Source organism: Gloeocapsopsis crepidinum LEGE 06123, from assembly GCF_015207655.1.
GTDB lineage: Bacteria > Cyanobacteriota > Cyanobacteriia > Cyanobacteriales > Chroococcidiopsidaceae > Gloeocapsopsis > Gloeocapsopsis crepidinum.
Genome location: NZ_JADEWN010000025.1, coordinates 40,793 through 67,095, shown reverse-complemented (window position 1 = coordinate 67,095; position 26,303 = coordinate 40,793). Strand labels below are relative to the sequence as shown.

The following is a 26,303-nucleotide window of genomic DNA, read 5'->3' as shown; positions in this document are numbered from 1 at the left end:
GCCAGCTTCTGCTTAACTTCTTCAACGCTCTGGTGGGCTACAACTCGACTGACTCTTGCCATAACAGTGCTCGTTTCTCGGTTAACTGCACCCTACCCTAATTGTTCTTTAGAACGCAAGTTCGTATCAGTAACGCGATCAATGCCCTCTCCACCATCGAGAATGTCATTGCCTAATCCACCTCTAAGAACGTCATTACCTGTATTTCCTAGGAGAGTATCGTTACCTGTGTTACCGAACAAACTATCATTACCTGTGTTGCCGATCAGAGCATCATTACCACCGCCACCATCGACGCGATCGCTGCCTGCAAGTGCATCAATAATGTCATTAGCTCCATCCGCAACAATTACATCGTTTCCGTTGGTTGGGTTTCCTGAAATAATTGCCATAGTTTTATCCTTTTTTGTTTAGGTTGGCATGTCACACGTCAGCTAGTGTTTTATGCAGTTAATTGCAGCCGACGCTATTAGACTCAGCACAAAACCATCTGCAACCTGCTTCTGTAGCAGCGCTGGTAAAAAGTATTAGCTGAATAAATTCTTTGATTAGCGATCGCTAACTAGAAGCTTTAAAGGTTTAGCAGCGTATCGAGTTAATTGTTAATTTTGTTGCTGGAATTCAATCGGTTAGTTGAGTGGCATTCAGGAAAGCTCTACAGTTTTTCTGGCGATCATCTACCACATCACTACTTATAGCCCTGAATACTCGCTTTAACTTGGCTAGATGAAGACACCAGCTTCAATTAAGTTAGCATCGGCAGCGATCGCAATTAGATCGCCATTGGACTTTAAGTGAATAAAGGTATCTATACCTGAGCCACCTTGAGTATTTCCTAGTGTCAAGTTGTATTGGTCGCGAGAGCCTGCCAAGTCAATTAAATCCCCGTCCAAAAATCGGTAATCTTCAATTACTGCAAAGCCCGCTCCCTGGTAATGACTCACATTCCCCTCACTCAGGACAAAAGTATCAGCACCAACAAAGCCTGCAAGCCTATCGAAGTCAGATTGAGTGTCAATAGCGTCTCCACCAATGAGAGTATCGTTGCCACCCTGACCATCCAAAATATCATCACCATCTCCACCAAAGAGGCGGTCATTACCTCTTGCCCTACCAGGATCGGTAGGACTACCAGCGATGTAGTCATTACCTTCTCCTCCTGTGAGGAAATCATTGCCACCTCCACCAGATAGCCTGACAGATCCCAGGAAGCCAGAAGCATTGATGACGTTACTACTAAAACCACCTACCAACTCTACTCTCTCAATCGAGTTGATGCTATCAGTGCCAATACCTATTAGGCTATTGCTAGTTAAGGTAAAGTTGACATCACCCGACTCAAAAAGTGTGTCAAAGTTGGCTCCACCGTTGAAGATGTCATTGCCTAATCCACCTCCGAAGTTGTCATTACCATCGCCGCCTTCTAAGAGATCGTTGCGTGTACCGCCAATAAGAACGTCATCACCTCCTAAACCCACAAGTCTGACATCTCCACGTGTAAAATCCCTAGCATTGAGAGAGTTAGCACTAGAACCACCTTCTAGTCGCACAAATTCAATTCCGCTGAGAGTATCTGTGCCGTTACCTACTAACTTGTCATTGGTCAAGGTGAAATTGACATTACCTGACTGATTCAGTACGTCAAAGCCAGCACCACCATCAAGAGTATCGTTACTAGCTCCGTTGTCGTTCAAACCATCATCGCCGTCTCCACCGTTAAGAGTGTCGCTACCTGTTCCCCCAGCGAGAATGTCATTACCTCCTCCACCAAACAGATTGACAGTTCCTGTAAAACTAGATGCATTAATGATGTCATTACCAGTGGCAGTGGTGAGTGTGACGCGATTAATGCTACTTAGGGTATCTGTGCCATTACCTATTAAGCTGGTATCGGTCAAAGTGAAGTTCCCGTTGCGAGACTCAATTAATGTGTCAATACCAGCACCACCATCAAAGGTGTCGTTACCGCCTCTACCAGAAAAGAAGTCGTTGCCATCTCCGCCATTCAGGGTATCGTTACCCGTTCCTCCATCGAGGATGTCATTGCCACCTCTACCAGTGAGGGACACTGAACCAGTGAAGCTAGAAGCATTCATGATATTACTACTAACACCACCCGTCAGCACTACTCGCTCAATCGAGTTAAGGCTATCAGTGCCTTGACCCGTCAGACTATTGTTGCTTAAGAAGAAGTTGACATCGCCCGACTCAAAATATTGATCGAAGCCACCGCCACCATCGATTGAGTCATCGCCGCTTTGACCAGAAATTGCATCATTGCCTGCACCACCAAGAATTGTGTCGTTACCGTGTCCAGTGAAAGAGTAAATCGAACCACTGAAATCAGAAGCATCGATTAAGTTATTGCCACCCAAAGTAAATAGCGTTGCGTTCTCAATTGAATTGAGCTGGTCTGTGCCGTTACCAGTTAGGCTAGTGTCGGTGATGGTATAGTTGACATCGGCTTGCTCAGCAACAACTCGGTCAATACCACTGCCACCATCGATGGAGTCATTACCCACTCCACCAATGAGAACATCAGCACCAGTATTACCAAGGAGGGTATCATTACCTGCACCACCAGCAACGGTATCATTACCTGCGAGGGCGTCTATGTTATCGTTAGCTGCATCTGCAACAATGTTGTCGCTATCGTTGGTGGGGCTGCCTATAATAATTGCCATATATATCCTTCCTTTTTTTGAGTTGGTATGTAATAGATCTGCTAGTGTTTTATGCAGTTAATTGCAGCCGACAACGTTATTTGCTCAGCACAAAACCACCTACAACCTGCTCGTGTAGCACTGCTGGTATAAAAGTGACTGAATAAATTGTTTAATTAGCGATCGCTAATTAGAAGTTTTCAGAGTTTAGCTGCGTGTCGAGTTATACGCGATCAGGAGTAGGAGAAAGCCAATTTTGAACGGGGTGGAGCTTCGCATAGATCAACATTTCATTTAACCAAGCTGTGAAGAGATCGAAGACATCATTCACAACATCTAATGCTAGTTGTCTCATCTCTAAACTTAAGGGAATAGATGCGAGTTTCAACTCGCTATTGTCATCTCTAATGGCATGTCCCGTTTCAACAGTAAGATGAAACTTGCCAAAGTAAATATATTCCTGTTGCGTGATGCTTTGTAACTCCTGGGCAACTCGTGTAGTGTGGCTAAATAAAATATTGCCTGTGGCTTCAATAGCTTCAATAGCTGCCATTTTGACAATTGGATCGGCATTTAGGGTATATGCAGAGAGTTGATAGGATAATTGCCGAGTAATGCAAGTGTCGTTGCCCCAGAGAAAACGTAAGGTATCCACAAAGCTTTTAGGACGGTCAAATCCTAGCACCTGCAAATCTCGCAGGAACCAATGCCAATGATGGTCATCTTCATAGGTATGCTCGTTGATCGCGTTTTGAACTAGATCAAAGTTGCTAGTCTCGTCACGAAATACGTATTTATTGAGATCCCCAAAACTCATGATGAAATGGGCGATACAAGGAGAAAATCCTAGTCGTTGTAACGGAGAGATACTGCTGTCTTGCATGAATTGAAATAAAGGAGCTTGAGCAAACTCTGCTTTTTTGGTTTCAATGAAATCCAAAACATCTTGAAAGGATGCGAATTCAATAGTAGGAGGAATCATATTTACTCTTAGTTTTAGGTGCTTGTTTTACAAAATCTTCAATATTTGTTGAGTAGGGAATAAATAGATGTTATGCAACTTTCCTTTATGTCCCTGTGTTTGTGCGTCAAAAGCAATTTGATATGAACACGCTCACTTGAAGAACGAGTAATAACTGTAAATCCCACTATGTGGCGCTAAACTGCAAAAAAGTCCATAAATATTCCTTTTAGCAACTCTCGCGGTACTCATGGATGACATTCCATGAGTACTTGTACTTGCACTCTGACTACTTGCACCACCGCTATCTGACCAGTAACCTGAAAGAGTGCAAGTCACTGTCTGATTGTTGTAATTTTTAAGTACATAAACAGTCGTATAAGGTCCAGTCGTAGTACCTTCATCGTCTCCAGGGGCTCCCCGAACCATGGGACAAGCTACATATGCATACGAAGTACTAGAGTTATATATGTAATTTGGTCCTCGAACCAGTTTTGGAAGATCAGTAGAAGTTGAGTGCTGACACATACTACCTGGGAATGCTTTGTATGAATCAGCCCATGCTGGGCTAGTAGTAATTGCTGTCGCAGACATCAAAGTTGCTAGTCCAACGATCGCTTTTGTCTGTTTAGAGATTTTTTCTGAAATAATCATAGTTTTGCCGTTTTGTTAGTAGTGGGTTTAAATGTAATGTGCTAGCCAGTGTTGTCAGCACAACACCATCCGCGACGTGCTTACTACAGCAGCCGGAATTAAGCTATTAAGCTGAAATAAATATCAAGTTGCAGTTCAGTAGAATTGAATAATGCAATTGTGTGACTGTTGTTCTTGAGGCTAATCGCGATCGCTGAATGGATTGCTGATACCATCTAGCTTAGAGAAAACCATCACTATTGGCAGTAGGAAAAGATCGGATCAAATGTCGGAAATGATCGGATCGTTGCTTAAATAACGTTTGGGAATGGGTAATAGGTAATAGTAGATTCTTTCCAATGACCGCCGTTCTGCTTGGGACACCACAAGCAGCGTGCGGCGGCTTCGCCAATTACCAGTTACCAATTTTAAGGAAGAACATTGATGCGACCACAACACAGCAGTTGACCTGAAGTTAAAGTCAATGTCTCAATTGCAACTTCTGAGCCGAGATCGATCTGAAAATAGTCGATATCAAATAATTCTGTGTCGGAGTGAATTTGCAGTTCTTTTAACGCTAATGTTTGACCATCAATTAATTCTAATCGCGTGTCTAGCGTAAGTGGCATTTGGCGATCGCTTGCAATTGTGCCTTTGATTATCAGGCGATCGCATCCTATCGTAACTTGCTCCCAGTGGACTGCTTCATACGTAATACTCTTTTCTGGAAGAAACGATTTAAGTAAGGTAGTTAGCGCCTCTGCAAGTAAGGGAGACTTTAAGGAAGCATTTAAGTCAGATTCATCCAAGCGCACTTCGCCGAAAACTGGTATGGGTTCGAGTAATCGTAATGGTTGACCGCGCAACACTCCGCCCAAATTTGTTCTAATATTTTTGCCTTCGATTTCCAGTTGTGTGAGATACAGTCCTTGATAAACTGCGTTTTGCGCCGAAATAGCCACTTGGGGAATATAACCTGAGAGAATTTGGCGATCGCCTCCTGAAATTTGAACATCGAGATGATCGACTTGCTGAACTTGCGATCGCAGCAATAGGCGTACAGCAGGTGACAACACTTTGGTGATGATCCGACTTTGTTTAGAATGGCTGCTATGTTCCGCTTCAAATTCTGTCTTTTGACTCCCCACGTTCTCGCCTCTAGCTCTTATGATTGAACCCGTAGTTTTTCTTTAATATTTGTACACAATCTACTACATACAATGACAAAATTTTATATAGGCAGAACCGATTAATTTTTTTTATCATGGAGGAAAGAATTCAAAAAATTCTCTCCCAGTGGGGTGTTGCGTCACGGCGACAAGCAGAAGAGATGATTCGGCTGGGACGGGTGCAGTGCAATGGAAAAGTCATTGAGTTAGGACAAAAAGCCGATCCCCAAGTTGATGCAATTACAGTTGATGGCAAGCTAATTCAACTGCGATCGCGTCCGCAACCAGTTTATCTCTTACTCAACAAACCAGCTGGAGTTATTTCTACTCGTCACGATCCCCAAGGACGCCGCACTGTTATGGATCTCCTGTCACCAGAATTACGTGTCGGTCAAGGTATTCATCCTGTTGGACGTTTGGATGCAGATTCTACAGGAGCATTACTCCTAACCAATGATGGAGACTTGACACTAGCACTCACTCATCCCAGACATAATATTACGAAAACTTATCATGTTTGGGTGGAAGGACATCCACCAGCAGATGTTTTGCGACAATGGCGTCGCGGCGTGATTCTAGACGGTCGTAGAACTCGACCAGCTACGGTGAATGCGATCGCTCAAAACCGAATACATACTTGCTTAGAAATTATTCTCCAAGAAGGAAGAAATCGTCAAATCCGACGTATTGCTCAAGCTTTAGGATATCCCGTACATCGGTTACAGCGAACGGCGATTGGCTTGATTCGATTACAACCGCCACCCTTATCTGAGGGTTGCTATCGTCCCTTAAAAGACTTTGAACTGCAATTTTTGCGGGTTCAAATAAACCGTCTACGTGTTGAAGAATCAGGTGCAATCAAGGAGTGACAAATTATGAAGTGGTGTAGGAAAAAGATTGAGATTGAACCTTCGCTCAAACAACGAAGCGCAGAAAAATTACTGGAAGTCGGCACACAATTGCGTCAAGCTCGTCAAGCCCAAGCTTTATCCTTAGAAGGAGCAGAGGCAAAAACTATGATTCAACGGCATCTGTTGCGGGCAATTGAAGCAGGTTGTCTGGAAGAACTTCCAGAACCAATTTATATTCAGAGTTATATTAAGCAATATGCTAATGCACTCGGTTTAGATGGAGCTGAGTTGTCTAGCAACTTTCCTAGAGAAGATCGGCAATTGCAGTTCAAACCGTCAGTACGAATCTTACCAGCAGCACAGTTACGACCAGTTCATCTTTACTTGTTATATTTATTTGTCGTTTTCTGGGCGGTAAATGCTTTGTCTCACACACTAACTCGTGGAGAAATGCAAGCGAGTAATCTTCAAACTAAAAAGCAGTTATCATCTACACAAATACAGCAATCAGGGATAAAGTCTATCAGCACTGTCGAGAATGCTGAGAACGGTAAACCAGTGAGAGTTAGTGTCACTTTGAAAGCACAATCGTGGTTGCGGATTACTGCTGATGGGAAAACTGAGTTTGAAGGGACTTTACCTCAAGGAACTCAACGTTCTTGGGAAGCCCAAGAAGAACTCACACTCAGAACAGAAAATGCAGGCGGCGTGCTAGTACAGTTTAACCAGGAAAAAGCCAAGCAAATAGGCAATCCTGGTCAAATGCAAGAAGTTACCTTCGCAGCAAATCGGCGACTTTGAATTCTGAGAGGTCAGAGAAGTTACTCGTCAAGAGTGTTGAGTTATGAAACAATTCTTTTCATAATTGCCTTCAGCACGCTTACGCGAACAAAACTCAAAATTTAAAACTCAAAACTAAAACTATTCACTCGCCTCTCGTTCCACGTTCCTACTCCCTCCTTACAGAAGCGCGACCACATAATTCTGTCAGAGATTTTAGGCGATCGCTTAACTCTGGAGTCAAATCGCTAGCAGAGTAGCGCCATTCCCAGTTGCCTTCAGGTTTACTCGGATAGTTCATTCTGGCTTCTGTAGCCAATCCTAATAAATCTTGTAGTGGAATCAATGCTTGGTTTGCTACTGAACTCAAAGCTAAACGAATTAAATCCCAGTGAATACCGTCAGAACTTATACAACCCAAATAACGTAAGAGTCTTTCTTTTTCGTACTCGGAAGCACTATTAAACCAACCAACAGTCGTATCATTATCATGCGTTCCTGTATAAACAACACAGTTACGTGGAAAATTGAATGGCAAGAAAGGATTAGCTGCATCTGAACCAAAAGCAAACTGCAAAATTTTCATTCCAGGAAATTCAAACTTATCGCGCAGCGCCTCGACTTCGGGTGTAATCACGCCTAGATCTTCAGCTAAAACAGGCAGCTTACCCAACTGTTCGTTAATCGCATGAAATAACGCTTCTCCTGGTGCTTCGATCCACTCTCCATTCATCGCGGTCGTTTCTCCTTGTTGCACCGCCCAGTAAGCTTGAAATCCTCGAAAGTGGTCAATCCGAATTATATCTACGTAATCAAGGATTGCTTGAAAACGCTGCACCCACCACTTAAAATTCAGTTGCTGTAATTTTTCCCAGTTGTATACGGGATTGCCCCACAACTGACCAGTATCGCTAAAGTAATCTGGTGGTACTCCGGCCATTAAAGCGACTTCGCCTGTTTCTTCATCCAAACAAAAAATCTCTGGATTTGCCCAGACATCAGCACTATCATGTGCTACATAAATAGGTATATCACCAATAATGACGATACCATGCTCATTAGCATAATGTTTTAGCTCATTCCACTGACGGAAAAACTCAAACTGCACAAATTTGTGGTAAAAAACTTCTGCTTCGAGTTGTTGGCGCGATCGCACTAAAGCTTCTGGATGACGGCGCGCGATTTCTGGTTCCCATTGATACCAACTCATTCCCTTATTTGTATCTTTCAGCGCCATGAACAATGCATAATCATCCAACCAGTAGGCTTTAGCAGTACAAAATTGGCTAAATTCTTCCTGTTGTGATGTTGCTTTTGTCCTGAAGTTTTCGCAGGCTTTCTTGAGTAAAGGAATCTTAGTTTGTACAACTTGGTCAAAATCGACCTTGTTGTGAGGAAAGTCTGATAAATTAACAAAGTCATCCGGTGTCAGTAATCCCTGCGCTACTAATCTTTCAGGACTGATCAACAGAGGATTACCTGCCATCGCCGAATAAGCAGCATAAGGAGAGTTACCATAACCTGTAGGTCCTAGTGGTAAAACCTGCCACAACTGTTGAGCGCTTTGCACTAAAAAATCAATAAAAGAATAGGCTGATTCGCCAAGATCGCCGACACCAAATTTGCTGGGGAAGGAGGTGGGATGTAACAACATACCACTAGCTCTAGGAAAAGGCATATTTAGTCTAAATTATTAAGAGCAGTCGCAATGAATTTACCATGCTGCATCCTTGTTTAAAACCTACCTGTGGTTGTGAAGCCCAAATGATCTTGTTTTGTCTATTTGTTATAGTTCCTTAGTAATTATTTGTGCTTAATATAGCAATGCTTTACTCAATTTCACTGAGAATAACTCTATAATATTTTTCAAAACTTCAACTTATACTGAGGTCGTCATTTATGTATTTACGGCAAGCAATCAAGACTATTGTTCCAGAGCCTATATTAAAGAAAATCAAAGCTAACTATAACAAAAATAAAAAATATAGTAATGAGATTCAATTACTCAAAGGCAAAAAAGTTTCTCAAAGCAGTGAAAAAAGCGCGATCTTCTTTACAACGCGCAAATGTGCTTCTACTTATATGGATAAATGTATTGAGTATCTCAATGAAAAATATTTAAATTTAACTCCAGTTAACTTTGAGTCTTATATATGGCAGTATTCTAATCAAGATATGTATCAAGTTTTAGAAGAAAATTTAACAGCTTTTCAACCTCAAGGTATTTTGTATGCTCCGCTACGCAAATACGTTCCTATTAAAAATATAGAAAATTATCGTGTTTTATTAATGCTAAGAGACCCGCGTGATGTTATTGTATCAAACTACTATTCTTTAGGGTTTAGTCATTCATTACCTCTTGATGAAGAACGCAAAAAGGAGTTTTTAGAGTTTCGAGAAAGAATTCAAAAACAATCAGTAGATGAGTATGTTATTGAAAGGGCTGATCGCTTTTATCGTATGTATGATGAGTACTGCAAATTAATTAAAACTCAAAATCTTCAATGGCTGCGATATGAAGACTTCATGCAAAACTTTGATTTATGGGTAAAACAATTAGGAGAGTGCCTTCAAATTTCAATTAATGAGCAAGATAGAAATACATTATTTGAGATGAAAGGAGGCGGTAATCAAGTAGAAGAAAATAAACTTAAACATATTAGAAAAGCCACTCCAGGAGATCACAAAGAAAAATTAAGTCAGGAAACTCAAGATTTTCTTAATACGAAGTTTAAAGATCTACTCCTAATATTAAAATACGAATAACTGTAAATAATTTGGTCTATAAACCACCAGAGGAAAGAGTATGTATGCGCGTGGATTATCGCTTTCTGCCTATAGTTCGCTTGATGATAAGATTAAACGTTTAGTCCTTGGTACATACTACGATCGCCCATACCTTTTTCCTAGAGTGGCTCGTCATGAAACTTACTTAATATCTTTCCCAAGATCTGGTAATACTTGGCTACGACGCTTACTAACTGCATTAATTCATCAAAAAAGAGGGGGATGGCGGTTAACAGAGAGTACAGTACCTGACGTTCATAAATATAAATTAGAGAAGAAAAGAAAACCTAGTATAAAACCGCTCATTGTCAAAAGCCATACTCCTTTTGTCGATATACCTGCAAAAGTAATCTATGTTGTTAGAGATGGAAGAGATGCACTCTTATCTTATTATTACCTTCAATTGAAAGAAGGAAAAATTAAATCAGATATACCTCCTATTGATATCTACTTTGATAATCATGTTTGGCCTTGTCAGTGGCACGTTCATGTAGCAGGTTGGCTAGATGGGTTGGCAAAAAGATCGCCTGAAAGTTACAAAATTACTTACTATGAGGATTTAAAAAAATCAACTGCAGAACAACTACTCTTAATAGCAGAGTTTATTGGTTTGTCTGTTACGCCAGATGATGTAGAACGCGCTATATCATTACATCCTGTCGAACATTATCCGAAGTTGGAAGCAGGTAGTACTACAAGTAAGCTCAAATGGCAAGATATTCTTGTGGGCGAAAATCTAGTTAAATATGAGGCGATCGCTGGAGTAGAATTACAACGTCTTGGATACCCACTGATGAGTTCTCAATAGGTGAAGAAAATAGAACTTTAGTGCAATCTTTTCTTAGAAAACTTATGAATTAATGAACTACCGCAATCCCGTTCCCACAGTTGATATTATTATTGAGTTAGTTGATAAACCGCATCGACCAATTGTATTAATTGAGCGTCTCAATTCACCGCTAGGTTGGGCAATTCCTGGAGGTTTTGTTGACTATGGGGAATCTGTAGAGACTGCAGCGCTACGCGAAGCTGAAGAAGAAACAGGCTTGCAAGTAGAACTTATTGAACAATTTCAGGTGTATTCAGATCCAAATCGCGATCCGCGCAAGCATACACTTAGTGTTGTGTTTTTAGCAACTGCATCAGGCGAACCACAAGCTGGAGATGATGCAAAGAACTTGGGGATTTTTGAATCTTGGCGGATGCCAACGCATCTTTGCTTTGATCACGATCGCATCTTGCGAGATTATTGGCGTTATCGCCATTATGGTATCCGACCTCGTTTATCTTATCCAGAATCAAATACACAATGACACGGAAAATTGTTCGTACTGATCTGGCTCCTGCACCTGTAGGACCATATAATCAAGCTATTGCTGCAAGTGGTCAAATGATTTTTGTTGCCGGTCAAATTCCCCTCGATCCAAACTCAAGTACAATCGTGGGTGAGGATGTATCACAGCAAACGACACAAGTTATGGCAAACCTTAAAGCAATCTTAGAAGCTGCTGGTGCAACGTTTTCAGATATTGTGAAAACGACAGTGTTTCTCGCTAATATGAATGATTTTGCGGCAATGAATACTGTGTATAGCCAGTATTTTGATGAATCTAGCGCCCCTGCCCGTGCCTGTGTCGAGGTGTCGCGTTTACCCAAAGATGTATTGGTAGAGATTGAGTGTATTGCAGTGATTTAGGGGTAGTTGGTAATTGAGATAAAAAGAGTGATTGCCTAGTGGAGTGTGTGAGTGTGGGAGAGTAGGAGTGTGGGAGAGATTTAATTGCTATTTTTCCCTCTTACCCGCCTACCCAACTACCCTAATGCACAGCTTCAGGAGGTAATTCTCCGGCTGGCGATCGCAAGTCTTCAACCATTTCTTGTACTGCTAGTGGTGGTGGTGGTGTCAAACGCGAGACAACTATGGTGACGATAAAGTTAATGATCATGCCCAAAGTACCAATTCCTTCAGCAGAAACGCCAAAGAACCACGGTGTCATTCCAGAGAATTTAACGCCGACAATATAGAAGATTGTAAAGAGTAAACCTGTTACCATTCCGGCGATCGCACCTTCACGGTTTGTTCGTTTATCAAAAATGCCAAGAATAATCACAGGGAAAAAGCTAGCGGCGGCTAAACCAAACGCAAAAGCAACAACCTGCGCGACAAATCCTGGAGGATTAATGCCGAAGTAACCTGCTAGCGCCACTGCAAGCCCTACCATAATTCGCCCAACAAATACTCGTTGTGTTTCTGTGGCGTCTGGCTTGAGGATACGATAGTAAATATCGTGCGCTACTGAACTCGAAATCACTAAGAGTAATCCTGACGCGGTAGATAATGCTGCTGCTAATCCTCCAGCGGCAACAATAGCAATCACCCACGGTGCCAGGTTGGCAACTTCTGGAGTAGAAAGCACAATAATATCAGGATCAATCGTAATTTCGTTGGTTGCAGAATCGGGTGTTAATTCAAACCGCCCGTTGTTGTTTCGATCGTCAAATGCCAGTAATTTTGTTCGTTCCCACTTGTTTGCCCAATCAAGCTGACGGACTTCCTCAATGGTTTGATTATGCAAAGAATTAATTAGGTTATATCGCGCAAACGTTGCTAATGCAGGGGCACTTGTATACAACAAGGCGATAAACAGTAATGCCCAACCTGCTGAATAACGCGCAGCGCGAACATCAGGAACTGTGTAAAAACGGACGATGACGTGAGGTAATCCAGCAGTTCCTACCATCAAGGCAATCGTAATGAACAGTACGTCCAACTGTGATTTATTCGCAAACGGCTGCGTATATTCTTGAAAACCCAGATCGAGTTGAACCTGGTTCAAATTTGCAACGATATCGCTAAAAGTGAAAGCGAGTTGCGGAATTGGGTTTCCTGTGAGTAAAAGTGCGATCGCCGATGCCGGAATCAAAAATGCCACGATCAAGATAACGTATTGTGCTACCTGCGTCCAGGTAATTCCTTTCATACCTCCCAATACAGAAAAGAATGCTACAATCACCATTCCAATAATGACACCCGTGGCAATATCTACCTGCAAAAAGCGGCTAAACACAATACCGACACCGCGCATCTGTCCCGCAACATAGGTAAGAGATACGAACAAAGCTGCAACAACTGCAACCAAACGAGCAACATTGGAATAATAGCGATCGCCTACGAAATCTGGCACAGTATATTTACCAAACTTCCGCAGATATGGCGCTAACAGTAACGCTAATAATACATAACCTCCAGTCCAACCCATCAAATAAATTGAACCGTCGTAACCCAAAAAGGAAATTAGCCCCGCCATCGAAATAAACGAAGCTGCCGACATCCAATCCGCCGCTGTTGCTGCACCATTTGCAATTGGGGGAACTCCTTGCCCAGCAACGTAAAAACCTGAACTATCGCGAACGCGCGATAGCCAACCAATATAAAGATATAAAGCGAAAGTCAGGGCAACAAATCCAATCGTCCAAAGTTCAACTGACATGATTTACCCTCATTTCCTAATTCCGTATTTGCGATCGAGCCGATCCATCTGGACAGCATATATAAAAATCAGCACGACAAACGTTAAAATTGAGCCTTGCTGTGCCATCCAAAAACCAAGGGGGACTCGACCAAGTTGTATTGCATTTAATGGTTCAACGAGTAAAATGCTGAAAATAAGTGATACTAGCGCCCAGACAATTAAAAGATTTCGGATTAAAGCTTTATTAGCCCGCCAGTAAGCTTGACTTTGGTTTTTATCCATTTTTCTCAAAAATAAATTCAATATGCACGTACAAGCACACTCTTAATAAGTCATATCGATAACTTAGGTATCAATAGTCTTGTTGTTTGGAGTATGTTGCGAGCAAGACAAGATATTGTATCAGTTGGATTGAGAGAAAGGAATTTTGTTAAGTTAATAAGTTTTCAGTGTGAATACACGCTTAACAGAAGAAGCAGAGGAGATACGAGATGAGATCGTTGAATATTGGATGCAATCATCTTTTTATTGGTATGAATAAACGAGTTTTACCTCGATCGTTTTATACGACTCTGATTTTATGAGTTTACGGAGGTGGATCAGGTTTGTTAAGCTGCGACTTCAGTTACCAAGCAATACGATCGCATTTACTTCATTTTGGGGAAACCTTAAAAGTAAATCCTGACAATCCACCTTATTACTGATGAATCAGTCAAACGCGATCGCCACGCAAAAACTGCGAGACACTTTACAAAAAATTTGGGGATATCAAGAATTCCGCCAACCCCAGGAAGAAATTATCTGTAGCTTACTATCGCAGCAAGATACTCTCATCATTATGCCTACAGGTGGGGGTAAATCGATTTGCTTTCAACTTCCGGCATTACTGCAACCTGGTTTAACGCTGGTAGTGTCGCCGTTAGTCGCTTTGATGGAAAACCAAGTCAAAGAATTACGTGATCGCCGCCTAGCAGCTGCACTATTACACAGCGAATTGCCAACGTATCAACGAAAACAAATTTTACAGCAATTAGAACGACAGCAGCTCAAGTTACTTTATCTTTCACCTGAAACACTGCTTAGCACACCTGTGTGGGAACGCTTGTGTCAACCGCAAGTAAAGATCAACAGCCTGATTCTTGATGAAGTGCATTGTTTAGTACAGTGGGGAGATACCTTTCGCCCAGCATACCGCCGTTTGGGTGCAGTACGACCTGCATTGTTACAATCAAAACCACAAGGAACAAAAATTGCGATCGCTGCATTTACTGCTACCGCCGATCCAACGGCACAAAATACGATTCAGCAAGTTTTACAACTTCAACAACCCCAAGTTTTTCGCCAAAATCCCTATCGTTCAAATCTCCACCTCAAAGTTCAAACCGTGTGGACACCGCGAGGCAGACGACAACAGGTATTAAAGTTCATTCAAGCTAGACCAAAAGCTGGATTAATTTATGTGCGTACGCGCAGAGATAGCGAAAGTTTAGCCCAATGGTTGAACCAACAAGGTTATACTACGGCTGCTTACCATGCAGGTTTAAGCCCAGAAGAACGTCGAGGAATTGAAAACCACTGGCTAAGTGGCAAAATACCATTTGTGATTTGTACCTCAGCGTTTGGCATGGGGATTAATAAGCCCGATGTTCGCTGGGTAATTCACTTTCATGCACCGTTATTGCTTTCAGAATATGTCCAAGAAATTGGACGCGCAGGGCGCGATAGTAAACCAAGCATCGCCTTAACACTTGTGAGTGAACCGACAGGATGGCTAGATCCCCAAGACAAGCAACGTCAAGAATTTTTTATTGCATCAGTGCGATCGCAATACACTAAAGCGCAGCAATTAGCCAAAAAATTGCCTAAACAAGGTGAAATTCCGCGAGATGCTGAAAGTGCGATCGCCCTTGCCCTACTTCACAGTAATGGTCAACTTGAATGGCAAGATCCTTTCAATTACATTATTCATCAGACCCGCTTACAATCTCCAGGACAACTCAATGTCGCGCATCAAATTAATGAATATCTGAACACTCGTGCGTGTCGCTGGCGATTTCTCTTAAGTGCATTTGGGTTCGATCAAGCAGCATTTAATTGTGGACATTGCGATCGCTGCTTAAAATAGTTTTATTAAATTGGTATACGTTTTTCTAGAGAATTTTCTGTCAACTTGTCAGCAATATTTTGATTATTTTCCAGTGCAATTGTATTAAATATTTTTGCCATCCAAGCACGAGTTAATAACAGTACTGCTAAAACCAACAAAAAAGCACACACTGCCAAAATCTGTTGCCAGGGAATCTCTAAAACTTCTCGAAGAATTACTTCTCTTAACACAGAAACTATAGAAATTTCTACTGCTACACCTACAGAAATACGTTGTTCTTGCAAGTAAATAATGAGTAAACGAAATAACTCAACTAAAATTAAAATAAATAAAATATCTGAAGTTATACTTTGGAATTTTAAGGGCTGCAGTAGTGCGATAAATATATCAGTCAGCCGAATCAGCATAATGCAAAACAAGCTAATACACAACAAAATCACAATCAGATTTTGTACAAGTTCTAGACTGTAAACTATACGCTCTTTGTCAAACCAATTATGAAAATATCTTGTATTTTTTTCTAAAATCTTCAGCATGAAGTTACCTCCTTGCTGGTTTAATTTTCATTTAAATAGTTGACTAATAGCTAACGAATAAGTATTCTGTTAGCAATGAACAGTGAATAATTAACAACCTGAATTGGGCATTCATAACTCAATTGGAAATGCTTTCACTATTAGCTACTACTACTCTAAAACTGTTGTAGAAACCGCAAGTCACTGTTGTAGAAACGACGAATATCATCAATTTCGTGCAATACCATCGCCAACCTTTCCACACCCATTCCTGCAGCAAACCCTGTATAAACCTCAGGATCGTAACCTACAGCTTTAAGCACATTTGGGTCAACCATACCACAACCCATTACTTCTAACCAACGACCTTTCCATTGCACGTCTACTTCGGCGGAAGGTTCAGTAAAGGGGAAATAACTTGCGCGGAAGCGAATTGGTGAATCACCGAATAATTCTTGTAGGAATATTTTAACTGTTCCTTTGAGGTCGGTAAAAGTCAAACCTTCATCGATTGCCAAAATTTCGATTTGGTGGAACACTGCGGCGTGGGTAGCATCTACAGTATCGCGACGATAGCAGCGTCCTGGAATTGCAACTCTTACTGGCGGATCGTTATCTTCCATGTAGTGAATTTGCACGTTGGAAGTATGTGTTCGTAGTAAGTTTCCATCAGGAAGAAACAAAGTGTCCTGCATATCGCGTGCAGGGTGATCTGGTTGGAAATTGAGTGCTTCAAAATTATAGTAATCAGTTTCCATCTCTGGTCCTTGAGCCACAGTGTAGCCTAGACCAACAAAGATATCCAGCACCCTATCCATTGTACTATGAAGCGGATGAACGCGACCAAGCGGGCGGTAAACACCAGGCATGGTGACATCAATCGTTTCTGCTTTTAATTGTGCTTGAATTGCAGCCGCTTGTAATTTCTGACGCTGGTTTTCTAGTTCGTCTTGTAAAGCTTCTTTAACAACATTGGCGATCGCCCCAATTTGCGGACGTTCTTCAGCACTCAATTGCCCCATGCTGCGCAATAATCCTGATAGTTGACCCTTCTTACCGAGGTAAACTACTCGAAGTTCCTCTAATCGATCCAAGGAATCAGCAGCAGCGATCGCGCTTATGCCTTCTTGTCGTAAAGTTTCCAGTTGAGCCTTTAAAGTGCTAGGCTGATTGCTCATGCTTGTTGTATTCAACAGTAATTCTCTGAAAGCCAGCTATTTCAATTCAATATTAAGTGTATCGTATCAGTTTAAAAGGGAGTAGGGGAGACGGGCGAGTGACTAGTGATTAGTGGCTAGTAACTAATTCTTCCTCCGACCTCCGACCTCTGAAACTTCATGAAATTACTTATTTGTAACGACGACGGTATTTACGCGCTAGGGATTCGTACTCTAGCCGATACTTTAGCAGCAGCCGGACACGAAGTTGCTGTTGTTTGTCCAGATCGCGAGCGATCGGCAACTGGACATGGATTAACATTACATCAACCAATTCGTGCGGAACTTGTTGAGTCGGTATTTCACTCAAGTATCAAAGCTTGGGCTTGTTCGGGAACTCCTGCTGACTGCGTGAAGCTAGCGTTATGGGCATTGCTTGATAGTCCACCAGATTTTGTGCTTTCCGGTATCAATCAGGGTGCAAATTTAGGCACTGATATTCTCTACTCTGGTACTGTTTCCGCCGCTATGGAAGGTATCATTGAGGGTATACCTAGTGTGGCACTGTCGTTGACAAGTTTTACTTCTAAAGCATTTCAACCCGCTGCGACATTTGCAGTTGATTTACTCGACAAGATCGCAAGTCACCCTTTACCTGAAGTCATGTTACTCAATGTTAATATTCCTGCGGTCGAATTAGCAGAAATTGCAGGGGTGCAAATCACACGTCAGGGAATTCGTCGCTATGTTGATATCTTTGAAAAGCGTGTCGATCCTCGTGGTAAAACTTATTATTGGTTAGCTGGGGAGTTGGTTGAAGATGTCACACCAGCAAAACAAGGCTTGGATTTACCGCAGGATATTCCAACTGATGTTGAGGCAATTCGTCACAATTACATTACAATTACACCTCTACACTACAATTTGACTTATCTTGATGCGCTGCATCCGTTGTCCAAGTGGGAATTTAACAAAAACAAGAATCAAAGTTAGCAGAAAAAAAGCTTCCTGACCCCTGATTTCTCCTAATCTGTTACCATTGACCTATTTATGTCAAAATGTAAAGCGTGTGGGTTACTTCTTCTCTAACTAATGCTTTGACACCAACTGCGGTTGCCCTAGGAAACTTCGATGGCATTCACCTTGGGCATCAAGAGGTTATTCGTCCAATTTTGCATCGCATCAAAAGCCAGGAGGAAGTAAAATCCTTACTGTCTTACCCTTTATCAGTTACTGCTGAAACACAACAAGTATCTAGTAGCGATCGCCCCGAACATATTTATAGTACTGTTGTAACTTTTAATCCACATCCACAAGAGTTTTTTACAGGGAAAAAGCGATCGCTGTTAACACCTTTAGATGAGAAGGTAAAGCAATTACAATCCTTAGGCATAGAACAACTAGTGCGAGTGCCATTTACAAAGGATTTAGCGGCTTTAAGCCCGCAAGACTTTGTCGAAAAAATTCTCATTCAGCAGTTGTGTTGTCAAGAAATTAGTGTCGGAGAAAACTTTTGTTTTGGTAAGCAGCGTTGTGGTACTGCTAAAGATTTAAAAGCGATCGCGGCGGGTTTTGGCATTCCAGTAACGATTGTTCCGATTCATGCGCGTGCAGGCGATCGCATCAGTAGTTCTGCAATCCGTCAAGCACTCGAACATGGCGATTTACCATGTGCTACAGAATTACTAGGACGTCCTTATACTCTCACGGGAACCGTAGTTAAAGGACAGCAGTTAGGTAGAACAATTGGTTTTCCTACTGCTAATATCGCAGTACCACCTGAGAAATTTCTCCCAAGTAAAGGAGTTTACGCAGTTCAGGTTTTTATTCAAGGTGGAGATAATTATCAAGGCGTCATGAATATTGGTAATCGTCCTACGATCAATGGTACGCATCCATCCGTAGAAGTATATTTATTTGATTGGTCGGGAGATTTATACGGCAAAACATTAACTGTACAGCTAGAAAAATTTTTACGCCCAGAACAAAAGTTTGCTTCATTAGATGAATTAAAGGCACAAATTCAATTTGATTGCACTGCTGCAAAAGAGGTACTACAAGGGAACACTAAGTGATGAACTACTGAGTGTGGTTGCCACAAGGTTATTCTTGATCCTCAACACTCTAAATTGCTTATTGAAAAACTGTAGTAGTGCATGAAAAAAATCGAGATTCTCACGCAGAACCTAGGTCGTACGATTGTTGGTAAAGCTGAACCAATTCGCTTAGTTTTAGTCTCCCTGCTTGCTGGAGGTCATGTACTGCTAGAAGATGTTCCTGGTGTAGGTAAAACTCTGCTAGCAAAATCATTAGCACGTTCGGTTGCGGGTAAGTTTCAGCGCTTACAATGCACTCCTGATCTATTACCGACAGATATTACCGGAACTAATATTTGGAATCCTAAAACAGGGGAATTTGAATATCTTCCAGGTCCAGTATTTACAAATGTACTACTAGCAGATGAAATTAACCGTGCAACACCGCGTACGCAATCGGCGCTATTAGAAGTGATGGAAGAGGAACAAGTAACCGTTGATGGAGTTTCGCGGCGAGTTCCGAGTCCTTTTTTTGTCATTGCAACCCAAAACCCAATTGAATATCAAGGAACTTTTCCTTTACCTGAAGCCCAAATGGATCGCTTTATTTTGTCTTTGAGCTTGGGTTATCCGAGTGAAGCAGAAGAGTTATCTATGTTGCAACGGTTACAAGAAGGCATTACAGTAGCTGATTTACAACCTTGCATCACATTAGCAGAAGTTGCAGAATTACGCCGCAGTTGTGCGGCTGTCAAAGTGGAAAAATCATTACAACGTTACATGATCGATCTTGTACGCGCAACCCGAGAAGATGAAGATATCATGCTAGGCGTGAGTCCCCGTGGTACAGTAGCATTACACAAAGCAACACAGGCGTTAGCTTATTTGTGCGATCGCACTTACGCAACTCCTGATGATATTAAATATCTAGCACCTCATGTCTTGTGTCATCGTTTGATTCCTGCTGGCGGACGCAAAGCTAAATCTGTTGTAGAAAGACTGTTGCGATCAGTTCCCATTCCCTAAACTGAGTGATGTCTGAATTTGATTTTACCGCTTTGTTCAATGAAGACTATTTGTACTTCTATGAACCGCATTTAACATCAGAACGCAACGAGCGTGAAGTCAATTTAATTTGGACTTTGTTGCAACTGCAAGCTGAAATGACCGTACTCGATTTAGCTTGTGGACATGGAAGGATTGCAAATCTACTTGCACAGCGCGGCTGTAGTGTTTCAGGATTGGATGCTACAGCATTGTTTCTAGAAAAAGCGCGTCAAGATGCTCAAGAAGGTATTGATGTTGAATACATTCAAGGTGATATGCGATCGCTACCTTGGACAGAACACTTTGATTGTATTATTAACTGGTTCACCGCTTTTGGCTACTTTGACGATGAAGACAATCGTAAAGTGCTTGCCGAAGCTTACCGCGCTCTCAAACCTGGTGGTAAGTTATTAATAGAATTGCAAAGCTTGTACCGAATATTAAAAGAATTTCAGGCTAATGCTGTGACAGAGCGTGATTGTAATTATTTAATTGATTGTACTCGCTTTGATGTATTTACTAATCGAACATACACTGAACGAATTATCATCCGTGATGGACAAGTGCGGCAAATGAATTACTTTGTACGTCACTTTACTTTTACTGAATTACGCGATTGGTTGTTACAAACTGGTTTTCAAGAAGTACAAGGTTATGGAAATAACGGTGAACCAATGTCACTGGATAGCCGCAGAATGATTGTATTAGCAATCAAATGACAGCTACTCAAACTAACATAAATCGTCCGCTGCGTGTAGTGACCTACACTGATTCTGAGGGAATTGGTGGTGCAGAAATTAGTCTTGGTCATCTTGTTGCCCAGGTATCAGATAGCATCGCTGTTACTGTTATGGGAACTTCAAAGCAAGTTGTGGATGCGATCGCCTCGCGTCGTCCCCAAGCAGCGCGTGTTGTTGTTACACCTAATCATCCCTGGTCATTTGCCGCCCATTATGCAGCACTATACCGCTTACGTCCTGATATTGTCCATTTGAACCTTTGTACGCCGTGGCAAGGTGCAACAGGCTTATTTGCTGCGCTTTTACTTCCTAACACGCGAGTTGTGCGTGTCGATCAATTACCCCTAAGAACTACCGATCCAACGACTTTACTACGAACGCGAATGCTATCTTTGCGGGTTGATGCTCATGTTGCAGTAGGTCAAGCAAGCGCCCGACAAATAGAAGATTTTTATGCTTTAGGACGCAATACAGTTATTTCCATACCCAACGGCGTACCAGATATTGTACCTCCTCAACCACCACAGCCCAAGCATGAAATTGTTGTAGGTAGCGTCGGACGATTAGATGCCATGAAAGCCCATGATGTATTACTACGGGCATTAGCTAAAGTTGAAAAAGTGCAAGTCGTTATTCTCGGTGAAGGTGGACAACGTCAAGTACTCGAACAACTTGCACAAAAATTAGGCATCAGCGATCGCTTAAGTATGCCAGGGTGGGTTGACAATCCGCGTAGCTACTTAGCGAATTTTGATATGTTTGTTTTACCATCACGGTCTGAGGGGTTTCCGCTGGCGATCGTTGAAGCAATGCTAGCAGCGCGTCCTGTGATTGCGACTCGTGTAGGAAGTGTGTCAGAAGCAGTTATTGATGGCGAGACTGGCATTTTGATCGATCAAGATGATGTTGATGAACTGGCAAGCGCGATCTATCGCTTACGAGACGATCCAGAATTGCGCTGGCGCTTTGGTCAAAGCGGTCGAGAAGTAGCTGTTAAGAACTTTAGTGCAGAAGTTATGGCGACTAAATATGAACGACTGTGGTATGAAGTGACAACAACTGCTTCCCGATCTCGATTGATTGTACCGCGTCCTCTTGACTGAGTAAAAAGTGTGAATTATCAGCAACTCAGCGAATACTATTGAATTGTTCTATTGCTATAGTCAGCAAAGCTTGAATGTGATGAGGGGGCGATCGGATGATGCAAAAATCACACTGGACTAGGAAGCGATCGCGCGCAGCGCAGCACCGGAGGCGATCGCAATTTTTTCTACTAGTCATTTTGCTGTGGAGTATCCTGATGGGTTGGGGGCTAGCGATCGCCACTAATGCCCAGCCTTCTCCTAAACAAGAGGCAGCCACCGAAGAAATTGGTACTGTGGATATCGTGCCGTCGCGCTTTCAATTAGGACAAGAACTTTATCTAGAGAATTGTGCGAGTTGCCATATTGCTTTACCACCTGCAGTTATGCCAACACAAACATGGCAGAGGCTATTGCAAGATCCGCAGCACTACGGTGTCACGCTTCCTCAACTAGTCGATCCACCGCGCTTACTGATTTGGAACTATCTACGTAACTTCTCGCGTCCTTTACTCAAGGAAGAACCAATACCATATCGCGTTGGAGAATCCCGTTATCTTAAAGCCTTGCATCCTAACGTTAAACTACCCCGCCCCGTTGATGTCAGTAGCTGTGTGAGTTGTCATTCTGGTGCAACAGAATACAATTTCCGGCGTCTATCACCTGAGTGGGAAGCAGTACAGTAAGCAGTGATATGTTCAGATAGGATGTAGTTTTGGGCAGGCAAGATGCCTACCCCACATTTAAATTGTGATTTTTTCAATTTAGTGATAATCAAAGATTTTGATGAGGAGTGTGAGAGATGAGAATTAAAGAAATTTTAGCGACTTCAGCTTTAGTTGTGTTAGCCGCACCTCATCCAGTCAATGCCCAACTGATTCCTCAACCGTGGGTTTCTGTGGGTGGCAGGGAAGGTGATGTTACCTTTTCTGTGGGCGCAAGAGTCTTTGATTTGGGTGTTGAATTAGGCAGAGGACCAGATAGTTCTTCTGGCGTGGATGTGCTCAAATTTTTTGGTCTACCTGTGATTTCTCCTTACGTTGGTATTGGGCTATATTCTGACGATCAAGGTATAGCTTTGTCGGGTGGTTTACAGGTAGACACAGCTAGTAACTTAGTTGTCGGTGTTGGCTATAACTCAGTTCGAGGAGTCAACGGTCAAGTAGGAATTCGATTTTAGTTGCAGGGCGATCCGCACCTTAATTGCCACCCTAGCTTAAATCAAGATGATACGATGGATATAGTCTAAACTTAGAGCGTCTAGCTAAGACAGACTGGAAGATGTTTGAGTTTTTAGCTGCAGTTCACTTGTAGACGTGTATTCAATCAAAAATCAAGTACTTGCAGCCTAACAAACTTCATCTTTATGCTCAAAAATCAGAATAATTTCTAAAGTTTCCCGAACCCTACCATGCTGAAAAACTTGCTGGGCGACCCTAACGCTCGTAAGCTCAAAAAATTCCAGCCTTACGTTACAGAAGTCAACCTCCTTGAGGAAGACATTCAAGCACTTTCCGATCAGCAACTTAGTAGCAAAACAGCAGAGTTCAAGCAGCGGTTGGATAAAGGCGAAACCTTGGACGATCTGCTGCCAGAAGCGTTTGCAGTAGTGCGAGAAGCTGGAAGACGAGTGCTAGGAATGCGCCACTTTGATGTTCAAATTCTCGGTGGAACAATCCTACATCAAGGTCAGATCGCCGAAATGAAAACTGGAGAAGGCAAAACGTTGGTATCAACGCTTCCTGCTTACCTCAATGCCATTTCAGGAAAAGGTGTTCACATTGTCACAGTTAACGACTACTTGGCACGCCGTGACGCCGAGTGGATGGGTCAAATTCATCGTTTCTTGGGGCTGAGTGTCGGCTTGATTCAAGCAGGTATGGGACCATCCGAACGCAAGAAAAACTACGATTGCGATATTACCTATGTCACGAATAGCGAGGTAGGTTTTGACTACTTACGCGATAATATGGCTTCTTCCATTCAGGAAGTCGTACAACGTCCTTTTAACTACTGTGTGATTGACGAAGTTGATTCAATTCTTGTAGATGAAGCGCGGACGCCACTCATCATCTCAGGGCAAGTTGAACGTCCAACAGAAAAATATTTACAAGCTGCTCAAGTCGCAGGCGCATTACAAAAAGAAGAACACTACGAAGTTGATGAAAAAGCTCATAACGTCATTTTAACGGATGAAGGTTTCGCAGCAGCAGAAGAAATGCTGCAAGTTAAAGATTTATACGATCCTAATGACCCTTGGGCACACTACATCTTTAACGCACTCAAGGCAAAAGAACTGTTTGTCAAAGACGTTAAATATATCGTCCGTAACGATGAAGTCATAATTGTGGATGAGTTCACAGGACGAGTTCTTCCAGGAAGACGTTGGAGTGATGGGCTACACCAAGCAATCGAAGCAAAAGAAAGAGTTGAAATTCAACCAGAAACACAAACTTTAGCAACAATTACTTATCAAAACTTGTTTTTACTGTATCCCAAATTAGCAGGGATGACCGGAACAGCGAAAACTGAGGAAGCAGAATTTGAAAGAATTTATAAGTTAGAAGTTACGATTATTCCGACAAACCGTCCTACTAGACGTCAAGACGTATCTGACGTGGTATATAAAACAGAAAGAGGCAAGTGGCAGGCGATCGCCGAAGAATGTACCGAAATGCACGAACAAGGTCGCCCTGTTTTGGTGGGAACTACGAGTGTCGAAAAATCGGAATATCTCAGTGCATTATTAAGTCAACGCAACGTACCGCACAACTTACTCAACGCCCGACCAGAGAACGTCGAACGCGAGTCAGAAATTGTTGCCCAAGCTGGTCGTAAAGGCGCTGTCACAATTGCAACAAACATGGCGGGTCGCGGAACCGATATTATTCTCGGTGGTAATGCGGATTACATGGCACGACTCAAGCTACGCGAATACTTTATGCCTCGGATTGTGCAACCCGAAGATGAAGATATTTTTGCAGTAGAAAGAGCATCAGGTCTACCCGCATCAAGTAGTGGTAGCGGTCAAGGTTTTGTTCCTGGCAAGAAAGTAAAAACGTGGAAAGCATCGCCGCAGATTTTCCCAACTCAGCTATCGCGAGAATTAGAGCAACAACTGAAAACAGCAGTAGAATTTGCAGTAAGAGAGTACGGCGAACGCAGTTTACCTGAACTCGCGGCTGAAGATAAAGTCGCAGTTGCAGCAGAAAAAGCACCGACTGACGATCCTGTGATTCAAAAGCTGCGGGAAGTTTATAATGCTTTGTTATGCGAATACGAGAAATTTACATCACGCGAACATGATGAAGTCGTGCAACTTGGTGGTTTACATGTCATTGGAACGGAACGCCACGAGTCACGCCGTATTGATAACCAATTGCGGGGACGCGCCGGAAGACAAGGCGACCCAGGATCGACGCGCTTTTTCTTGAGTTTGGAAGATAACTTACTGCGGATTTTTGGAGGCGATCGCGTTGCGGGCTTGATGAGTGCCTTTAAGGTTGAAGAAGATATGCCCATTGAGTCTAAGATGCTGACCCGCAGTTTAGAAGGCGCACAAAAGAAAGTCGAAACTTACTACTACGACATCCGTAAGCAGGTGTTTGAGTACGACGAGGTGATGAATAACCAGCGTCGGGCAATTTATGCCGAACGTCGCCGCGTTCTCGAAGGTTTGGACTTGAAGGAATTGGTGATTAAGTACGCCGAAAAAACGATGGATGAAATTGTGGATTATTATATTAATCCCGATTTGCCATCAGAAGAGTGGGATTTGACGAATTTAGTGAGTAAGGTAAAGGAATTTGTTTATCTTCTGGCTGATTTAGAACCAAATCAGATGGAAGATCTCTCGATAAGTGAGATTAAAACTTTCCTCCACGAGCAAGTGCGGATTGCGTATGATGTTAAGGAAGCACAGGTCGATCAAATTCAACCAGGATTGATGCGTCAAGCTGAGCGATTCTTTATTTTGCAGCAGATTGATACTTTATGGCGCGAACATTTACAACAAATGGATGCATTGCGCGAATCGGTAGGATTGCGCGGTTACGGACAAAAAGATCCGCTAATTGAGTACAAGAGCGAAGGTTACGAGTTGTTCTTGGATATGATGACTAATATTCGCCGAAATGTGGTATACTCATTGTTCCAATTCCAGCCGCAAGTTCAACCAGCGATGCAAGCACCATCAGGAATGGTTTAATCCAATTTGTTAGGTGTTCTCATTTAAAGATCGCAAGCCATTAATAAGCATATTTCTGAGAAGCCCACCATCGTGGGTTTTCTTTTTACTTATAT

At 42.3% G+C, this 26,303-nt stretch carries 25 protein-coding genes; 15 read left to right on the top strand and 10 right to left on the bottom strand.

Annotation, left to right across the window (positions count from 1 at the left end; all coding sequences use genetic code 11):
- Positions 1–92: 92 nt before the first annotated feature.
- The 5 genes from IQ230_RS11915 to IQ230_RS11895 form a co-directional block, all read right to left on the bottom strand.
- Complete coding sequence (locus tag IQ230_RS11915; RefSeq protein ID WP_193932207.1) at positions 93–392, bottom strand: calcium-binding protein; 300 nt, start codon at positions 390–392, stop codon at positions 93–95.
- Positions 393–722: 330 nt separating this feature from the next.
- Complete coding sequence (locus IQ230_RS11910) at positions 723–2,684, bottom strand: beta strand repeat-containing protein (protein ID WP_193932206.1); 1,962 nt, start codon at positions 2,682–2,684, stop codon at positions 723–725.
- 202 nt (positions 2,685–2,886) lie between these two features.
- Complete coding sequence (locus IQ230_RS11905) at positions 2,887–3,645, bottom strand: hypothetical protein (protein ID WP_193932205.1); 759 nt, start codon at positions 3,643–3,645, stop codon at positions 2,887–2,889.
- A gap of 132 nt (positions 3,646–3,777) precedes the next feature.
- The gene (locus tag IQ230_RS11900) at positions 3,778–4,278 is read right to left on the bottom strand and encodes a hypothetical protein (protein WP_193932204.1); all 501 of its coding nucleotides are present in this window, start codon (positions 4,276–4,278) and stop codon (positions 3,778–3,780) included.
- 407 nt (positions 4,279–4,685) lie between these two features.
- Entirely contained in the window at positions 4,686–5,405 is a 720-nt protein-coding gene (locus tag IQ230_RS11895; protein WP_193932203.1) for an LmeA family phospholipid-binding protein, read from the bottom strand.
- Between the two features lie 116 nt (positions 5,406–5,521).
- On the opposite strand from IQ230_RS11895, the gene IQ230_RS11890 reads away from it, so the two are divergent.
- Together IQ230_RS11890 and IQ230_RS11885 are read left to right on the top strand one after the other, a co-directional pair.
- Entirely contained in the window at positions 5,522–6,295 is a 774-nt protein-coding gene (locus tag IQ230_RS11890; RefSeq protein WP_193932202.1) for a pseudouridine synthase, read from the top strand.
- Between the two features lie 6 nt (positions 6,296–6,301).
- Complete coding sequence (locus IQ230_RS11885; RefSeq protein ID WP_228054792.1) at positions 6,302–7,078, top strand: helix-turn-helix domain-containing protein; 777 nt, start codon at positions 6,302–6,304, stop codon at positions 7,076–7,078.
- Positions 7,079–7,226: 148 nt separating this feature from the next.
- Here IQ230_RS11885 and malQ read toward each other — a convergent pair whose 3' ends face one another.
- Positions 7,227–8,735: a 4-alpha-glucanotransferase gene (gene malQ / locus IQ230_RS11880; RefSeq protein ID WP_193932201.1), complete on the bottom strand. Its 1,509-nt coding sequence runs from the start codon at positions 8,733–8,735 to the stop codon at positions 7,227–7,229.
- 221 nt (positions 8,736–8,956) lie between these two features.
- Here malQ and IQ230_RS11875 point away from each other — a divergent pair, with 221 nt between their 5' ends.
- From IQ230_RS11875 to IQ230_RS11860, 4 genes are read left to right on the top strand one after another with little or no spacing between them, the layout of a single operon-like run.
- Positions 8,957–9,823, top strand: coding sequence for a sulfotransferase domain-containing protein (locus tag IQ230_RS11875; protein ID WP_193932200.1), 867 nt, complete (start codon positions 8,957–8,959; stop codon positions 9,821–9,823).
- A gap of 40 nt (positions 9,824–9,863) precedes the next feature.
- On the top strand, positions 9,864–10,652 hold the full coding sequence (locus IQ230_RS11870) for a sulfotransferase domain-containing protein (RefSeq protein ID WP_193932199.1): 789 nt from the start codon (positions 9,864–9,866) through the stop codon (positions 10,650–10,652).
- Between the two features lie 52 nt (positions 10,653–10,704).
- Entirely contained in the window at positions 10,705–11,157 is a 453-nt protein-coding gene (locus tag IQ230_RS11865) for an NUDIX domain-containing protein (protein WP_193932198.1), read from the top strand.
- Positions 11,154–11,540 carry a RidA family protein gene (locus IQ230_RS11860; protein WP_193932197.1) on the top strand — a complete coding sequence of 129 codons (387 nt, stop codon included), beginning with the start codon at positions 11,154–11,156 and terminating at the stop codon, positions 11,538–11,540. Before IQ230_RS11865 ends, IQ230_RS11860 begins: the two co-directional genes overlap by 4 nt.
- A 121-nt stretch (positions 11,541–11,661) precedes the next feature.
- Here IQ230_RS11860 and IQ230_RS11855 read toward each other — a convergent pair whose 3' ends face one another.
- Complete coding sequence (locus IQ230_RS11855; RefSeq protein ID WP_193932196.1) at positions 11,662–13,335, bottom strand: sodium:solute symporter family protein; 1,674 nt, start codon at positions 13,333–13,335, stop codon at positions 11,662–11,664.
- 9 nt (positions 13,336–13,344) lie between these two features.
- Positions 13,345–13,599 carry a DUF4212 domain-containing protein gene (locus IQ230_RS11850; protein WP_193932195.1) on the bottom strand — a complete coding sequence of 85 codons (255 nt, stop codon included), beginning with the start codon at positions 13,597–13,599 and terminating at the stop codon, positions 13,345–13,347.
- 421 nt (positions 13,600–14,020) lie between these two features.
- Between IQ230_RS11850 and IQ230_RS11845 the strand changes: the two genes are divergently transcribed.
- Positions 14,021–15,442 (top strand): RecQ family ATP-dependent DNA helicase, encoded by a 1,422-nt coding sequence (locus IQ230_RS11845; RefSeq protein ID WP_193932194.1) that lies wholly within the window; start codon positions 14,021–14,023, stop codon positions 15,440–15,442.
- Between the two features lie 5 nt (positions 15,443–15,447).
- Here the strand turns inward: IQ230_RS11845 and IQ230_RS11840 are convergent, their stop codons facing one another.
- Together IQ230_RS11840 and pheS are read right to left on the bottom strand one after the other, a co-directional pair.
- The gene (locus tag IQ230_RS11840; RefSeq protein ID WP_193932193.1) at positions 15,448–15,960 is read right to left on the bottom strand and encodes a phosphate-starvation-inducible PsiE family protein; all 513 of its coding nucleotides are present in this window, start codon (positions 15,958–15,960) and stop codon (positions 15,448–15,450) included.
- Between the two features lie 155 nt (positions 15,961–16,115).
- Positions 16,116–17,117 (bottom strand): phenylalanine--tRNA ligase subunit alpha, encoded by a 1,002-nt coding sequence (gene pheS / locus IQ230_RS11835; RefSeq protein WP_099703955.1) that lies wholly within the window; start codon positions 17,115–17,117, stop codon positions 16,116–16,118.
- Positions 17,118–17,276: 159 nt separating this feature from the next.
- On the opposite strand from pheS, the gene surE reads away from it, so the two are divergent.
- From surE to secA, 8 genes are all read left to right on the top strand, one after another.
- Positions 17,277–18,089, top strand: coding sequence for a 5'/3'-nucleotidase SurE (gene surE, locus IQ230_RS11830; RefSeq protein ID WP_193932192.1), 813 nt, complete (start codon positions 17,277–17,279; stop codon positions 18,087–18,089).
- A 74-nt stretch (positions 18,090–18,163) separates the two neighbouring features.
- Positions 18,164–19,171, top strand: a complete 1,008-nt coding sequence (locus tag IQ230_RS11825) for a bifunctional riboflavin kinase/FAD synthetase (RefSeq protein WP_193932191.1) — start codon at positions 18,164–18,166, stop codon at positions 19,169–19,171.
- A gap of 81 nt (positions 19,172–19,252) precedes the next feature.
- Positions 19,253–20,158, top strand: a complete 906-nt coding sequence (locus IQ230_RS11820) for an AAA family ATPase (protein ID WP_193932190.1) — start codon at positions 19,253–19,255, stop codon at positions 20,156–20,158.
- Positions 20,159–20,166: 8 nt separating this feature from the next.
- Complete coding sequence (locus IQ230_RS11815; protein ID WP_193932189.1) at positions 20,167–20,898, top strand: class I SAM-dependent methyltransferase; 732 nt, start codon at positions 20,167–20,169, stop codon at positions 20,896–20,898.
- Complete coding sequence (locus IQ230_RS11810; protein WP_228054790.1) at positions 20,895–22,022, top strand: glycosyltransferase family 4 protein; 1,128 nt, start codon at positions 20,895–20,897, stop codon at positions 22,020–22,022. Before IQ230_RS11815 ends, IQ230_RS11810 begins: the two co-directional genes overlap by 4 nt.
- 95 nt (positions 22,023–22,117) lie before the next feature.
- Positions 22,118–22,687, top strand: coding sequence for a diheme cytochrome C (locus IQ230_RS11805; RefSeq protein WP_228054789.1), 570 nt, complete (start codon positions 22,118–22,120; stop codon positions 22,685–22,687).
- 116 nt (positions 22,688–22,803) lie between these two features.
- Complete coding sequence (locus IQ230_RS11800) at positions 22,804–23,181, top strand: hypothetical protein (protein WP_193932188.1); 378 nt, start codon at positions 22,804–22,806, stop codon at positions 23,179–23,181.
- Between the two features lie 231 nt (positions 23,182–23,412).
- Positions 23,413–26,208 carry a preprotein translocase subunit SecA gene (gene secA / locus IQ230_RS11795; protein ID WP_193932187.1) on the top strand — a complete coding sequence of 932 codons (2,796 nt, stop codon included), beginning with the start codon at positions 23,413–23,415 and terminating at the stop codon, positions 26,206–26,208.
- Positions 26,209–26,303 lie beyond the last annotated feature (95 nt).